We start from the raw sequence: 13,944 nt of genomic DNA, 5'->3' as shown, positions 1-13,944 counted from the left end.
ATGAACAGCAAAGCCCATTTCAAGGCGGCGGCTCTGGCTCGCACCCTGGCCATCGGCCTCGTGGCGGCCACGCTGGCGGCAGCGCCCTCGCAGCCCGTCGCCGCGCAGGCAGTTCAGAACGCGAGCAGCAGCATCGACCTGTCGGTCGGCCGCGGCCGCCTCGTCAGCCTGCCCACCGCAATGAGCGACGTGTTCGTCGCCGACGACAAGGTCGCCGACGTCCAGGTTCGTTCGAGCCGTCAGCTCTATGTCTTTGCAAAGGCGCCCGGCGAAACGAGCATCTATGCCACCGACGCGAACGGCCGGGTCGTCTTTTCGACCGTTGCGCGCGTCGGCAACAATATCGAGACGATCGACCAGATGCTGTCGCTGGCCATGCCCGACGCCAGCATTGCGGCGAACACGATGAACGGCTTTGTGCTGCTCACCGGCACGGTTCAGTCGCCCGACGACGCCGCCGAAGCCGAACGGCTTGTCCAGGCCTTCGTGGGCGAGCAGACCAAAGTGCTCTCGCGCCTGCGCACGGCGACCCCTCTGCAGGTCAATCTGCAGGTCCGCATTGCCGAGGTGAACCGCTCGCTGGTAAAGGAACTGAGCGGCAATCTGCTGACGCGCGACACCGACGGCCCCCTCGGCAACGGATTTCTGGGTGGCGTCTTTGGCGGGCGTCAGGCCGGGACGATCACGACCGATGCCAATGGCAACACCGTCTATACGATCACAACCCCTCCCGGCACGCGCAGCCTCGCCGGTGCGGGCCGCCTCTTCGGGCTAGACCTCATCGCGTCGCTCGACATTGGCGAGCGATCGGGTCTGGTGGCGACGCTCGCGCAGCCCAATCTGACGGCCATTTCGGGCGAAACCGCCGACTTCCTTGCGGGTGGCGAATTTCCCGTGCCGATCCCCGGCAACTTCGCGGGGACGACGATCGAATATCGCAAATATGGCGTCAGCCTGGCCTATACGCCGACGGTCCTGTCGAACGGCCGCATCAGCCTGCGCGTCCGCCCCGAAGTGTCGGAACTGTCGACCGAGGGTGCGATCGAGATGCAGGGCTTTCAGGTTCCGGCCCTTACCATCCGGCGCGCCGAAACGACTGTCGAGCTGGGTTCGGGCGAAAGCTTCATGATCGCAGGCCTGCTCAACAATCGTTCGATCGGCGCTATCGACAAGATGCCGGGCCTTGGCGATGTTCCGCTGCTGGGCACGCTGTTCAAATCGGACAGCTTCCGCCGCGGCGAGACCGAGCTTGTGATCGTCGTGACGCCCTATCTCGTCGAACCCGTTTCGGCGAACGACATCAAGCTGCCCACCGATGCGTTCCGCGACGCGGACGATCTGCAGCGCCTGCTCCTCAATCAGACGAGCGACGGCGTGACCGGCGGCGATCGGCCGAAACCGCGGCTCGACACCAATGTCGGCGACGCCGACCGCCCGCGCGGCGGCGGCGACGCCTCGCCCGGTTTCAGCATCAAGTGACGCGGCCGATTTCAGGAGCAAAGTGATGAAAAATATCGCAACTTGGACGGTCCTGGCGCTGGCGACGACCCTCGCCGGCTGCGCGGGCAGCGCCTATAGCAACCGCAGCCTGGAATCGGTGCACCAGCCGGTCGTGCGCAACAACATCTATCAGTTCGACGTCGCCGCGACGGGCGGCGAACTGCCGCCAAGCGAACAGGGCCGCCTGCAAGGGTGGTTCGACGCGATGGGCATCCGCTATGGCGACCGCATCGCGATCGAAGATCCTTCGCTTTATGGAGCGTCCTCGGCGCAATCGACCGTCCGCGCGATGGTCGAGCGACGCGGCCTTCTGCTCAGCAAGGATGTTCCGGTGACAACCGGCGCGGTTCCCGAAGGACATATCCGCGTCGTCGTGACGCGCGCCTCGGCGTCGGTGCCGGGGTGTCCCGACTGGAGCAGCAAGTCGTCGCTGAACCCGCTGAACGCGACGTCATCCAACTATGGCTGCGCGACCAACAGCAACCTTGCCGCGATGGTCGCCGACCCCAACGACCTCATCAAGGGCACACGCGACACGGGCCATGACCCGGTTGCCGCCACGCGCGCCATTCAGACCTATCGCACGAAGCCCCAGACCGGCGCCGGCGAACTGACCAAAACACCTACGAGCGGAGGCGGCCAGTGAACGCGCATTTCAGATCCGCAACGCAGCGCGATCCTTTCAACGCTTTCGTCTGCGACGACGATACGCTGGAACTGATCCGCGTCGCGGCCAGCGACATGGGCTGGCCGATGGAAAAGTGTAACAAGGGTGGCCTGCGGAACGCGGTCCAGTCGCTGTCGGTATCGGCAAGCCCCAATATCCTGTTCGTCGACATGTCGGAATCGGGCGACCCGATCAACGACATCAATGCGTTGGCAGAGGTCTGCGAGCCGGGCACGGTGGTCATCGCGGCGGGTCAGGTCAACGATGTCCGCCTGTATCGCGATTTGCTGTCGAGCGGGATTCAGGACTATCTGCTCAAGCCGCTGTCGCTCGATCAGGTCCGCGAATCGCTGACGATGGCGCAGGCGATGCTGTCGGCGCCCAAACATGCCGATATGCACGACGACAAACCGCATCACATGATGGCGGTGGTCGGCGTGCGCGGCGGTGTCGGCGCGTCGATGGTCGCAACTTCGCTGGCCTGGGCGATCAGCGAACAGGCCGACCGCCAGACCGCACTGCTCGATCTCGACGTTCATTTCGGTACGGGCGCGCTGACGCTCGATCTGGAGCCCGGTCGCGGGCTCATTGATGCGATCGACAATCCCAGTCGCATCGACGGCCTGTTCATCGAGCGCGCCATGGTCAGGGCGTCGGACAAGCTCAGCCTGCTGTCGGCCGAAGCCCCGATTCACCAGCCGGTGATGACCGACGGTTCGGCCTTTTTTCAGCTCGAAGAGGAATTGCGCAATGCCTTCGAGATGACGATCGTGGACATCCCGCGCCAGGTTCTGATCCCCTTCCCGCACCTCGTGTCGGAAGCAGGCACGATCCTGCTGGTGAGCGACGTCACGCTGGCGGCCGCGCGCGATACGATCCGCCTTCTGTCCTGGTTCAAGCAGAATGTGCCCGGCGCACGCGTGCTGCTGGTCGCCAACAAGTTCCAGAGCGCGATCGGCGAACTGTCGCGCAAGGAGTTTGAATCCTCGATCGAACGGGCGATCGACATCGTCATTCCCTTCGATCCCAAGCTGGTCGCGCAAGCGGCAAAGCTGGGCAAATCCTATGCCGAAACCTGCAAGGGCACCAAGGCGGCGCAGGTCTGGAACAATCTGATGCGGCTGATCCTCGACGGCGCCGATGCCGAAGCGGAAGACGCGGCTGCTTCGGTCAAGGGCAAGTCGGGCGGATCGCTGCTTGGCAAGCTCGGCTTCACCAAGAAGGGTAAGAAGGAGGCGGCGTAATGACGCGCGCCCCCTTGAAAGAAGCGGACATCTGCTTGCCATGAACCTGCCAGTCATCCTTATCGTCGTCGGGGCCGTCATGGCCTTTGCGGTTCTTGCGATCCTTCTTGGCGGTCCGTCCGAGGGCAAGGCGAAGTCGCGGCGGTTGGCGATGGTCAAGGATCGCCATGCCGCTTCGACCGAGGCGGTCGTCGCGGCACAGATGCGCAAGACGATCCAGTCGGCGGGCCGGAGCGGAGATTCGTCGCTGATCAGCCTGCTTCCCCGCCGCGACGAGCTGGAAAAGCGCATCCGGCGGACGGGCAAAGGCTGGACGCTCACCCAATATATGTTCGCGTCGATGGGGCTGTTCGTCATCGCCACGGGTGCGATGCTGATTGTCCGCGCGCCGTTTCCGATGGCGGCTCTGGTCGGGCTGCTCGTCGGTCTCGGCCTGCCCTACATGGTCGTCGGCATGGCGATCAGGAAACGCGTGACGCAATTCAATGCCCGCTTTCCTGATGCGATCGACCTGCTCGTGCGCGGGCTTCGGTCGGGTCTGCCGGTGACTGAGACATTCCAGGTCGTCAGCCAGGAACTTCCCGGCCCGGTGGGCGAGGAGTTCAAGGGCGTCGTCGAACGGATCCGAATCGGCAACACCATGGAGGCGGCGCTCCAGGAATCGGCCGAAATGCTCGGCACGCCGGAGTTCCAGTTCTTTTGCATCACCATCCAGATTCAGCGCGAAACGGGCGGCAACCTTGCCGAAACGTTGGCCAACCTGTCGGACGTGCTGCGCAAACGCGCGCAAATGAAGCTGAAAATCCGCGCGATGTCGTCGGAAGCCAAGGCGTCGGCCTATATCGTCGGCGCACTTCCCTTTTTCGTCTTCGGCGTCGTGTGGACGGTGAATCCCAGCTATCTGGCCGGCTTCTTTGTCGAACAACGTTTGATCGTCGCGGGAATCGGTGGGCTGATCTGGATGAGCATCGGGGCCGGGATCATGGCCAAGATGGTCAATTTCGAGATTTGAAGGCGCGGAGACCATGATCAGCACCCTGCCCGTCACCGCCGCATTTACGGGCGCCCAGAGCGGGCCCTCGATCCTTGGCATCGACGTCGTCTGGGCCGGCACCCTGCTCGCCGCGATCGGCGTCTTTGCCGTGCTTGTCGCCATCTACAATGCGCTGACCGTGCGCAATCCCATGGCAAAGCGCGTCAAGGCGTTGAATGAGCGGCGCGAACAGTTGAAGGCGGGCATTACCGCCTCGACGGCCAAGCGGCGCGCGCGCCTCGTGCGGAAAAATCAGACCGCCGACAGGATGCGAAACTTCCTCGGCCGCCTGCAGGTCCTGCAGGAAGAGCAGATCAAGGACGTCCAGCAAAAGCTGGCGCAGGCGGGCATCCGGTCAAAGGATCTGGCGGTCGCGGTCATTTTCGGGCGAATGGTGCTGCCCATCCTGTTCGGGGGGCTTGCCGTATTCCTCATCTATATCGTCGACATGTGGCCGACGCTGACCCCGTTCAAGCGGTCGGGATTCACGATGGCGGCGCTGATCCTCGGCTATAAGGCGCCCGACCTGTTCGTCGACAACAAGCGCCAGAAACGCACCGACGCCATTCGCAAAGGGCTTCCCGACGCGCTCGATCTCCTTGTGATCTGCGCCGAAGCAGGCCTGACCGTCGATTCGGCCTTTGCGCGCGTTTCGAAAGAACTCGGTCGCGCCTATCCCGAACTGGGCGAAGAATTCGCCCTGACGTCGATCGAGCTCGGCTTCCTGACCGAGCGGCGGCAGGCGTTTGAAAACCTGGCCTATCGCGTCAATCTGGAATCGGTGAAAGGCGTCGTCACGACGATGATCCAGACCGAAAAATATGGCACCCCGCTGGCCAGCGCGCTGCGTGTTCTGTCCGCCGAGTTCCGCAACGAACGCATGATGCGCGCCGAGGAAAAGGCCGCGCGCCTGCCGGCGATCATGACAGTGCCGCTGATCCTCTTCATTCTGCCGGTGCTGTTCATCGTCATTCTGGGCCCTGCGGCCTGCTCGCTGAGCGATGCGATGTCGGGCGGCAGCTTCGGCGGCAGATAGCCTGCCAAGCCGACGTCGATCGAGGGGGAGGGCCGAAGCGATTCCGCCCTCCCCTCCCTTTTTGGGTCAGGCAACAGTCTGTTCGATCGCACCAAAGATGCTGTGGTGGCGTTCGTCGTCCATCCAGATGCGCACGGTATCGCCCTTTTGCATAAAGGATGTCCTGGCTTCCCCGTGCAGGATCGTTTCCACCGTCCGCACTTCGGCCAGACAACTATATCCCAGCCCGCCTTCGCTGACCGGCTTGCCGGGTCCGCCGCCGGCATCGCGGTTCGACACCGTGCCCGACCCGATGATCGTGCCGGCACCCAGATTTCGCGTCTTCGCCGCATGGGCGATGAGCTGGCCGAAATCGAAGGTCATGTCGACGCCCGCATCGGCCCGCCCGAGCGGCCGGCCGTTGAGGTCGACGCACAGCGTGCCATGCAGCTTGCCCTCTTTCCAGCGGTCGCCGAGCGCATCGGGCGTCACAAAAACGGGTGACATCGCGCTGGATGGCTTCGACTGGAAAAAGCCGAACCCTTTGGCCAGTTCGGCGGGAATCAAACCGCGGAGCGAGACGTCATTCGTCAGGCCGACAAGCAATATCTTTTCGCGGGCCGCGATCGGGTCGATCCCGGCGGGAACGTCGTCGGTGACCACGACGACCTCGGCTTCCATGTCGCATCCCCACGCCGGATCGCCGAGCGGGATCGGATCGCGCGGCGCCAGAAAGGCATCGCTGCCGCCCTGATACATCAGCGGATCGTGCCAGAAGCTTTCGGGCATCTCGGCGCCGCGCGCCTGCCGCACCAGCGCGACATGGTTCACATAGGCGCTGCCGTCGGCCCATTGATAAGCGCGCGGCAGCGGCGAGGCTGCGTCACGTTCGTGGAAACGCTCCTTCGGAATCGCGTCATGGTTCAGATCCTCGGCCAGCGCCGCCAGACGCGGCGCGGCGTCGGCCCAATTGTCGAGCGCCGCCTGCATCGTCGGTGCGATCGCCGCGGCGTCGGCATACCAGGCAAGATCGTCCGAAACGACGACCAGGCGGCCGTCGCGGCCCTGTTTGAGCGAAGCTAGTTTCACGAAAACTCCCTTATTCTGGCGATCGGCCGAACGCGCGATCGCCCATCAGAGAGCCAAGGTCAGCGCGACGTCGTGATCGATGCGAAACAGGTAAAGCCGCTCTGCCCCGCCTGCAAGCGCCGGATGTACTGAAGATAGGCCTGCGACTGGTCATAGGTGGTGCCCGGCAGCGTGCGACCACGGAAGGCGCGCTTGACTTCTTCGCCCGTAAAGGGACGCGCGGCACCGGGAAAGGCGCCTTTGGTTCCCGGCGGAACCAGTTTGCCCGCCGCGTCGATATATTGACCGGCCGCGGTTGGTCCCGGCACCGGAATCTGGCAGTTCATCACCGACACGGCGGTCTGGGCGAAGGCGGGCCGGATCGTCAGCGCCGCCGACACGCCCGCTGCACCAAGCGCGAGCATCCGGCGCCGCGACGGCGGGCCTTCGCAATTATCGGTCGGTAGAGCCGGATCGTCGCTCTTTTCCATGGTTGGCGCATAACGCAATGACGCGGCAAGGAAAAGCAAAACACCGCGGCCTGCCGCGCCCTTCCCGCTTTGGCACAGGCCGTCCGAAATCCCTAACGGCCATAAAGCGGCTTGCGTGCATCCCCCGCTTCGTGCCACGCGGGCGGCGCATGTTCGATCGCTTGTCCAGCCTTGTCACCGCGTTGACGCTGGTTGCCATTGCGGCGATCTTTGCAGCCCTGGCCGACGGCGATCCGCTGGCGATCGCGATGATGGCGGTCGCGGGATTCGCCGCCGCGCTCACCGTATATAGCGCGCTTCCCCACGCCCATTCCGATACGCGCGCCGCGGAACTGGCGCCCGCCGAAATGCGCACTCCTTCCTTTCTGCGCCACCCCGATTTCGCGCGCTGGGTCGATCAGGAAAAAGATCCGCTGCTTGGCGTCGCCGACAATATCGTCGCCATCGCCAACGACGCCGCGATCCGGCTTTTGGGGCGCCATATCGTCGGCGCCGACATCCGCACCGCGATCCGCCATCCGGTTGCCGCCGAATGGCTGTCGCGGATCGACGGCGATGCCCCGCTGGAGACGATCAACCTGGTCGATTATCCACGCCCCGGCCAGCGCTGGACGATGCGCATCGCGGCGCTTTCGAACGGCGAGCGCATTGTCTTCCTGTCCGACCGCTCGGCGATCGACGCTGCCGACCGGATGCGCTCCGATTTTGTCGCCAACGCCAGCCACGAGTTGCGAACGCCGCTCGCCGCGATCCTGGGCTATGTGGAAACGCTGCAGGACATGAACGGCGACGACGACGGCGCGACGCGGCACCGCTTCCTGTCGATCATCGAGCGCGAGGCGCGGCGGATGCAGCAATTGGTGATCGACCTGCTGTCGATTTCGCGCGTCGAAGCCGACCGCTTTCGCCGCCCGACCACCGAGGTCGACCTGGCCGCGATCGTCCGCCACACGATCACGCAGTTACAGGACAGCGAAACCGCCCGGCCAAAGGATATCGTCATGGCGCTCGGCACCGAAAAACTGCCGATGCACGGCGACGAAGCGCAGCTTGGCCAGCTTGTCCACAATATCATTTCCAACGCGATGAAATATGGACACCCCGGCACCCCGGTGACGGTCGAGCTGCTGCGCGAAGGCGCGCGCGTACGCCTGTCGGTCAGCGACGAAGGCGACGGCATCGCCCCCGACCATATCCCTCGGCTGACCGAGCGCTTTTACCGCGTCGACGAGGCGCGCAGCCGCTCGGTCGGCGGCACCGGGCTTGGCCTCGCGATCGTCAAGCATATCAGCGAGCGGCACCAGGGGCAGCTCGACATCGAAAGCGAAGTCGGCAAGGGCACGAAGGTATCGGTGACCTTCCCCCTCGCCGCTGTTGCCTAATCGATCCGTTCGATAAGGTCGGCAATCCGGCCGAAGATTTCGTCGATCTGATCCTTCGCCACGATCAGCGGCGGCGACAGCGCGATGATGTCGCCGGTCGCGCGCACCAGCAGGCCGTTGTCGAAACAGGCATGGAACAGTTCCATCGCGCGCGCGGTCGGAGCACCGGGGCGCGGGGTCAGTTCGATGCCCGCGACAAGGCCGATCGTGCGGATGTCGATGATGTGGCGCCGCCCCTTCAGGCTGTGCGCCGCATCCTCCCAATAGCCGCCGAGTTCGTTCGCGCGATCGAACAAACCGTCGCGCGCGTAAATGTCGAGCGTTGCGAGCCCGGCCGCGCTCGCCAGCGGGTGCCCGGAATAGGTGTAGCCATGGAACAGTTCGATCCCGCCCGGCGTGCTGTCGATCACCGCATCGTGAAGCTCGCGTTTCACCGCGACGGCTCCCATCGGCACGGCGGCGTTGGTCAGTCCCTTCGCCATCGTGATGATGTCGGGGGTCACGCCCCACGTCCCGGCGGCCGTTACGCCGCCGACGCGGCCAAAGGCGGTGATGACCTCGTCAAAGATCAGGATGATCCCGTGCCGGTCGCAAATCTCGCGCAGACGCTGAAGATAGCCGACCGGCGGCACAAGCACACCGGTCGAGCCCGCCATCGGTTCGACGATCACCGCGGCGATCGTCTCGGCCCCGTGCAGGTCGACGAGGCGCTGCAGGTCGTCGGCGAGTTCGGCCCCGTGCCGAGGAAAGCCGCGACTGAAGGTATTGCGCTCTGGATCGTGCGTATGGCGCAGATGATCGACGCCAGCCAGTCCGCCGCCAAAGGCACGGCGATTGTTGACGAGCCCGCCGACGCTGATCCCGCCAAAGCCTGTGCCATGGTAGCCGCGCTCGCGTCCGATCAGACGGGTACGCGTGCCCTGCCCCTTCGCGCGCTGGATGGCGAGCGCGATTTTCAACGCCGTATCAACCGATTCAGAACCACTGTTGGTAAAGAATATCCGGTCGAGGCCACTTGGCATCAATGCGCCAAGCCGTTGCGCCAGTTCAAAGGGCAGCGGATGGCCAAGTTGAAAGGTCGGCGCGAAATCGAGCGTTGCCGCGGTCCTGGCGATCGCCTCGGCAATTTCGGGTCGGCAATGACCCGCATTGCTGCACCAGAGACCCGATGTGCCGTCGAGCACGTCGCGCCCGTCGCTCGACCGGTAATACATGCCGCTTGCCGAAACGAGCTGACGCGGATGTGCCTTGAACGCCCGGTTCGCGGTGAAGGGCATCCAGAAACTTGCCAGCCGGTCGTTGTCACCCCTCATCGCCGCGCGCCTCCCTGTGGTCTTGCTCGGCGTCAATCTGACGGCCCGCCGGCGTGCTGGCAATGGACAAAACCGGCCCTCTGGCGCTTGACCAGACTTCGCGATAGGCTGGCCGCTCCACAAAGGGGTCGGCTCGTCGGCCCAATCGGGGGCGCATGTCAGTCAATCTGGAACAATGGATCAGCGAGCATAATATCGACGAAGTCGAATGTATCGTCCCCGACATTAACGGGGTTCAGCGCGGCAAGGTGTTGCCCGCGCGCAAGTTCCTGACCTCAGTAAAGGACAAGACGCTGCGCATTCCGGGCAGCGTCTTCATCTGCACGATCGACGGCCATTACCCCGACGACATCGACGACATATGGGACAAGGATCCCGACAAGATACTGATCGCCGATCCCGATACCATCTGTGTCGCGCCAGGCTTTACCTCGCCGACCGCTTTCGTGATCGCCGACGCCTTTAACGGCGATGGGACGGAGGTCGACATCGCGCCGCGGACGATCCTCAAGAAAGTGCTGGGCCTTTACGAAGAAAAGGGCTGGAAACCGATCATCGCGCCCGAGGTCGAATTCTACCTCGTTTCGCAGAATACCGACCCCGATTTCCCGCTCACCCCGCCCACCGGCCAATCGGGCCGCGCCGAGACGGCGAGCCAGCCCTATGGGCTGGAGGCGATGAACGAATATGAGGACATCATCGACCATATCTATGACGATTGCGAGCTGATGGGGCTCAACATCGATACGATGATCCACGAAATGGGTGCGGCGCAACTGGAAGTGAATTTCAATCACGGCGATCCGCTGCGCCTCGCCGACGAGGTGTTCCTGTTCAAGCGCATCGTGCGCAACGTCGCGAGGCAGCATGATGTCTACGCGACCTTCATGGCCAATCCGATGGCGGGTCAGCCGGGCAGCGCGATGCACATCCATCAGTCGGTCGTCGACGCGGATACGGGGCGCAACCTGTTTGCCACCGCCAATGGCCGCGACAGCGCCGCCTTTCGTTCCTATGTCGCGGGACTCATCCGTTTCATGCCGCAAATCTCGCCGATGTGGGCGCCCAATGTGAACAGTTTTCGCCGGATGCGCCCCGACAGCGCGGCGCCGATCAACGTCCAGTGGGGCGCCGACAACCGATCGTGCGGCTTTCGCATCCCCGTGTCGGACAAACACAACCGGCGCGTCGAAAACCGCCTGCCGGGGGCGGACAGCAACCCCTATCTCGCGATCGCCGCCTCGCTCGTATGCGGCTATATCGGCATGGTCGACCGCATGGTGCCGCCCAAGCCGATCACCGGCAGCGCCTATAACCGGGCGCGCACGCTGCCGCGCACGCTCGAAGCCGCGCTCGACCGCTTCGCCTCATGCAAGAAGGTGCGCAATCTGCTCGGCGACGATTTCTTCGAGATTTTCTACGCGGTGAAGGATCATGAGCTGTTCAATTACCAGTCGGTCGTGTCGAGCTGGGAGCGCGAACATCTGCTGATGCGGGTCTGAACCGCCGATGATATTTTGCCCGCCCTTCCCTTTCGCGTCGAGCGAAGCCGAGACGCCCTTCAGGCCCGACGACAGCGTCTCGCTCGCTCGACGCGAACGGGGCGAGGGGCTGGCGACGGAATGAGCGATCCGCTGAACCGCAGCTATTACCTCGCGACTGCCCATCAATGGCGGCCGCGCGCCGACTTCGAGGGTGCTCTCGAATGCGATGTCGCCGTCATCGGCGGCGGCTTCACCGGGCTGAGCGCCGCCCTTGCCTGCGCCGAGCGGGGTTTTTCCACGATCCTGATCGAACGCGAGCGGATCGGTTTCGGCGCGTCGGGGCGCAACGGAGGGCAGCTTATTCCTGGCCTGCGCTGGACCGCCTCCGAAATCGAAGCCCAATTCGGTCGCGAGCGCGCCGACGCGCTGTTCGACCTTTGCTGGCGCAACAATCGCGTGAAGGTGCGGATTGCCAAGCACGGCATCGACTGCGATCTCAAGACCGGACATCTGGAGGCAGCGTGGACGCCGAGCGACTTCGACGCGATGCGGCGCGAGGCGGAACATCTCGCCACGCGCTTCGGCTATCAAAGCGAGGCGGTGACAAAGGCGGAAATGCCTGCCCACATCGCCAGTCCGCTTTATCATGGCGGCGTTTATGATGCCTGCGCCGGGCATTTCCACCCGCTGAACTATGCGATCGGGCTGGCAAAGGCCGCCGAGGCGGCGGGCGTGCGGATTCTCGAAGGCCGGCGCGCCACCTCGATCGCGACCGGCAATCCCGGCAAGCTGTTTCTCGGCGAGGAGGCAGAGGTCAAGGCGCACTATTTCATCAACGCCACCGACAGCTGGATCGGTGACCTCGAACCCGATCTCGGCCGCTACACCATCCCGATCATGAACTATAATATCGCCACCGCCCCGCTTGCGAGCGCCGACGCGCTGCTCCCCAGCGATGCTGCGGTCGCTGACAGCCGCTTCGTCCTAAACTATTTCCGTCTGTCAGCCGACAAGCGCCTCGTCTTTGGCGGCGGCGAGCGTTATTCGCAGACGCCGCCGCGCGACATCGCCGCATTCGTGCGGCCGTTCATGGCAGAGGTGTTCCCGCAAATCGCCGATGCGAAGATCGATTATGGCTGGGGCGGTGCGGTCGCGGTGACGATGAACCGGCTGCCGCATATCGGACGGCGCGGGAACATGTTTTTCGCGCACGGATTTTCGGGCCACGGCGCGCTGGTGACGACGCTGGCGGGCGAGCTGATTGCAGAGGCGATGGCAGGCACCGCCGAACGCTTCGACGTGCTTGCCGACCTGCCTGCACGGCCCTTCCCCGGTGGCAAATGGCTGCGCCGCCCGCTCGCGACGCTGGGGCTCATCTATTATGCGCTGAAAGACCGTATCGGATGATCGACAAGTGCGCCATTGCACGCGTCGCCGCGCGCGAGGCCGATCGTTTCCGCGCCGCCAATCCGCGCGCTTTCGCGCATCATGCGGCGGCGACCGGCTGGTTCCAGTCGGTGCCGTTCCACTGGATGCGCGACTGGCCCAGCCCGGTGCCGATCGTCGCCGCGTCGGCGCGGGACGCGACGCTGACCAGCATCGACGGCCAGACCTACGACGATTTCTGCCTCGGCGACACCGCCAGCCTGTTCGGCCATTCGCCGCCACCGCTCGCCGCCGCGCTGGCGCAGCAGGCGAGCGAGGGGCTGAGCTACATGCTGCCCACCGAACGCGGCGCGGCGCTGTCGGAACGGCTCGCCGCGATGTTCCGCCTCCCCCAATGGCAGGTGACGACCACCGCGAGCGAAGCCAATCGCGCCGTCATCCGCTGGTGCCGCGGCATCACTGGCCGACCGAAGATCCTCACCTTCAATGGCGCCTATCATGGCGCGGTCGACGACGCCTTTGTCGACCTCAAAGGCGGCGCGCCGACGATGCGCGCCAGCCTGATCGGACAGATCCACGACCTGACCGGCACGACGAAGGTGATCGAGTTCAACGACGAGGACGCGCTGACCGCCGCGCTCGCGGTCGGCGACATCGCCTGCGTCCTCGCCGAGCCGGTGATGACCAATATCGGCATGGTGCGCGATGCTCCCGGCTTCCTCGCGGGGCTGCGCAGGCATTGCGACGCGACCGGCACGCTGTTGGTGTTCGACGAGACGCACACAATCTCGTCGGGCTATGGCGGCCATGGCGCCACCCATGGACCAAAGCCCGACATGATGGTGGTCGGCAAGTCGATCGGCGGCGGCGTCCCCTGCGCCGTCCACGGTTTTTCGGCCGAGGTCGCCGAACGCATGGCGGCACTGAATGCCGCCCGGCCGCCGGGCCACAGCGGCATCGGCACGACGCTGTCGGCCAATGCGCTCGCGATCACCGCGATGGATACAATGCTGGCGGAAGTCATAACCCCCGCCGCCTATGACCATATGTTGCGCGGCGCCGCGCGGCTTGTCGCCGGGCTGGAGCAAGCGATCGCCAGCGCCGCGCTCGACTGGCACGTCACCCAGGTCGGCGCGCGCGTCGAGTTTCTCACCTGCCCGATCCCGCCGCGCAACGGCCACGAGGCGAAAGCGGCGATGCAGCCCGAACTCGAAGCCGCAATCCACCTCTTCCTCGCCAATCGCGGGATTTTGCTGGCGCCCTTTCACAATATGATGTTGGTGAGTCCGGTGACCGGCGACGATCAGATCGACCGGCTGGTCGGCGCGTTCGCCGACTGCGTGAGCGCGTTGAAGGAGTGA

12 protein-coding genes are annotated in these 13,944 nt (G+C 64.6%); 9 read left to right on the top strand and 3 right to left on the bottom strand.

The annotated features are described in order from the left end of the window. From HUW43_RS08100 to HUW43_RS08080, 5 genes are read left to right on the top strand one after another with little or no spacing between them, the layout of a single operon-like run. Positions 1-1,479: a type II and III secretion system protein family protein gene (locus HUW43_RS08100; RefSeq protein WP_188236921.1), complete on the top strand. Its 1,479-nt coding sequence runs from the start codon at positions 1-3 to the stop codon at positions 1,477-1,479. A gap of 25 nt (positions 1,480-1,504) precedes the next feature. Next, complete coding sequence (locus HUW43_RS08095) at positions 1,505-2,146, top strand: CpaD family pilus assembly protein (protein ID WP_188236920.1); 642 nt, start codon at positions 1,505-1,507, stop codon at positions 2,144-2,146. Further along, entirely contained in the window at positions 2,143-3,411 is a 1,269-nt protein-coding gene (locus HUW43_RS08090) for a pilus assembly protein CpaE (RefSeq protein WP_188236919.1), read from the top strand. The genes HUW43_RS08095 and HUW43_RS08090 overlap by 4 nt, the downstream gene beginning before the upstream one ends. A 40-nt stretch (positions 3,412-3,451) precedes the next feature. Beyond that, positions 3,452-4,423, top strand: a complete 972-nt coding sequence (locus HUW43_RS08085; RefSeq protein WP_188236918.1) for a type II secretion system F family protein — start codon at positions 3,452-3,454, stop codon at positions 4,421-4,423. Positions 4,424-4,436: 13 nt separating this feature from the next. Beyond that, positions 4,437-5,480 carry a type II secretion system F family protein gene (locus HUW43_RS08080; protein WP_188236917.1) on the top strand — a complete coding sequence of 348 codons (1,044 nt, stop codon included), beginning with the start codon at positions 4,437-4,439 and terminating at the stop codon, positions 5,478-5,480. 66 nt (positions 5,481-5,546) lie between these two features. Here the strand turns inward: HUW43_RS08080 and HUW43_RS08075 are convergent, their stop codons facing one another. After that, complete coding sequence (locus tag HUW43_RS08075; RefSeq protein ID WP_188236916.1) at positions 5,547-6,548, bottom strand: fumarylacetoacetate hydrolase family protein; 1,002 nt, start codon at positions 6,546-6,548, stop codon at positions 5,547-5,549. Positions 6,549-6,607: 59 nt separating this feature from the next. Further along, the gene (locus tag HUW43_RS08070; RefSeq protein ID WP_188236915.1) at positions 6,608-7,018 is read right to left on the bottom strand and encodes a hypothetical protein; all 411 of its coding nucleotides are present in this window, start codon (positions 7,016-7,018) and stop codon (positions 6,608-6,610) included. A 149-nt stretch (positions 7,019-7,167) separates the two neighbouring features. Here HUW43_RS08070 and HUW43_RS08065 point away from each other — a divergent pair, with 149 nt between their 5' ends. Next, the gene (locus HUW43_RS08065; RefSeq protein ID WP_188236914.1) at positions 7,168-8,400 is read left to right on the top strand and encodes an ATP-binding protein; all 1,233 of its coding nucleotides are present in this window, start codon (positions 7,168-7,170) and stop codon (positions 8,398-8,400) included. On the opposite strand, the gene HUW43_RS08060 is transcribed toward HUW43_RS08065, so the two are convergent. Further along, positions 8,397-9,713: an aspartate aminotransferase family protein gene (locus HUW43_RS08060; protein WP_188236913.1), complete on the bottom strand. Its 1,317-nt coding sequence runs from the start codon at positions 9,711-9,713 to the stop codon at positions 8,397-8,399. The two genes, HUW43_RS08065 and HUW43_RS08060, sit on opposite strands and share 4 nt — an antisense overlap. A gap of 155 nt (positions 9,714-9,868) precedes the next feature. Between HUW43_RS08060 and HUW43_RS08055 the strand changes: the two genes are divergently transcribed. The 3 genes from HUW43_RS08055 to HUW43_RS08045 all read left to right on the top strand — a co-directional run bounded on the left by HUW43_RS08055 (position 9,869) and on the right by HUW43_RS08045 (position 13,944). After that, on the top strand, positions 9,869-11,215 hold the full coding sequence (locus HUW43_RS08055) for a glutamine synthetase family protein (protein WP_188236912.1): 1,347 nt from the start codon (positions 9,869-9,871) through the stop codon (positions 11,213-11,215). A 120-nt stretch (positions 11,216-11,335) separates the two neighbouring features. Continuing rightward, positions 11,336-12,604, top strand: a complete 1,269-nt coding sequence (locus tag HUW43_RS08050) for an NAD(P)/FAD-dependent oxidoreductase (RefSeq protein ID WP_188236911.1) — start codon at positions 11,336-11,338, stop codon at positions 12,602-12,604. Further along, positions 12,601-13,944 (top strand): aspartate aminotransferase family protein, encoded by a 1,344-nt coding sequence (locus tag HUW43_RS08045; protein ID WP_188236910.1) that lies wholly within the window; start codon positions 12,601-12,603, stop codon positions 13,942-13,944. The genes HUW43_RS08050 and HUW43_RS08045 overlap by 4 nt, the downstream gene beginning before the upstream one ends.

Origin of the sequence: Sphingopyxis sp. LK2115, assembly GCF_014595975.1 — a bacterium.
Classification (GTDB): domain Bacteria; phylum Pseudomonadota; class Alphaproteobacteria; order Sphingomonadales; family Sphingomonadaceae; genus Sphingopyxis.
This window is presented reverse-complemented; position numbering and strand designations above follow the sequence as displayed.

What these genes read in the sequence shown, in the direction of transcription:
- HUW43_RS08100 (WP_188236921.1), top strand. Translation starts at nt 1, where the DNA reads ATGAACAGCAAAGCCCATTTCAAGGCGGCGGCTCTGGCTCGCACCCTG.
- HUW43_RS08065 (WP_188236914.1), top strand. Translation starts at nt 7,168, where the DNA reads ATGTTCGATCGCTTGTCCAGCCTTGTCACCGCGTTGACGCTGGTTGCC.
- HUW43_RS08045 (WP_188236910.1), top strand. Translation starts at nt 12,601, where the DNA reads ATGATCGACAAGTGCGCCATTGCACGCGTCGCCGCGCGCGAGGCCGAT.
- HUW43_RS08080 (WP_188236917.1), top strand. Translation starts at nt 4,437, where the DNA reads ATGATCAGCACCCTGCCCGTCACCGCCGCATTTACGGGCGCCCAGAGC.
- HUW43_RS08060 (WP_188236913.1), bottom strand. Translation starts at nt 9,713, where the DNA reads ATGAGGGGTGACAACGACCGGCTGGCAAGTTTCTGGATGCCCTTCACC.
- HUW43_RS08055 (WP_188236912.1), top strand. Translation starts at nt 9,869, where the DNA reads ATGTCAGTCAATCTGGAACAATGGATCAGCGAGCATAATATCGACGAA.
- HUW43_RS08050 (WP_188236911.1), top strand. Translation starts at nt 11,336, where the DNA reads ATGAGCGATCCGCTGAACCGCAGCTATTACCTCGCGACTGCCCATCAA.
- HUW43_RS08095 (WP_188236920.1), top strand. Translation starts at nt 1,505, where the DNA reads ATGAAAAATATCGCAACTTGGACGGTCCTGGCGCTGGCGACGACCCTC.
- HUW43_RS08085 (WP_188236918.1), top strand. Translation starts at nt 3,452, where the DNA reads ATGAACCTGCCAGTCATCCTTATCGTCGTCGGGGCCGTCATGGCCTTT.
- HUW43_RS08070 (WP_188236915.1), bottom strand. Translation starts at nt 7,018, where the DNA reads ATGGAAAAGAGCGACGATCCGGCTCTACCGACCGATAATTGCGAAGGC.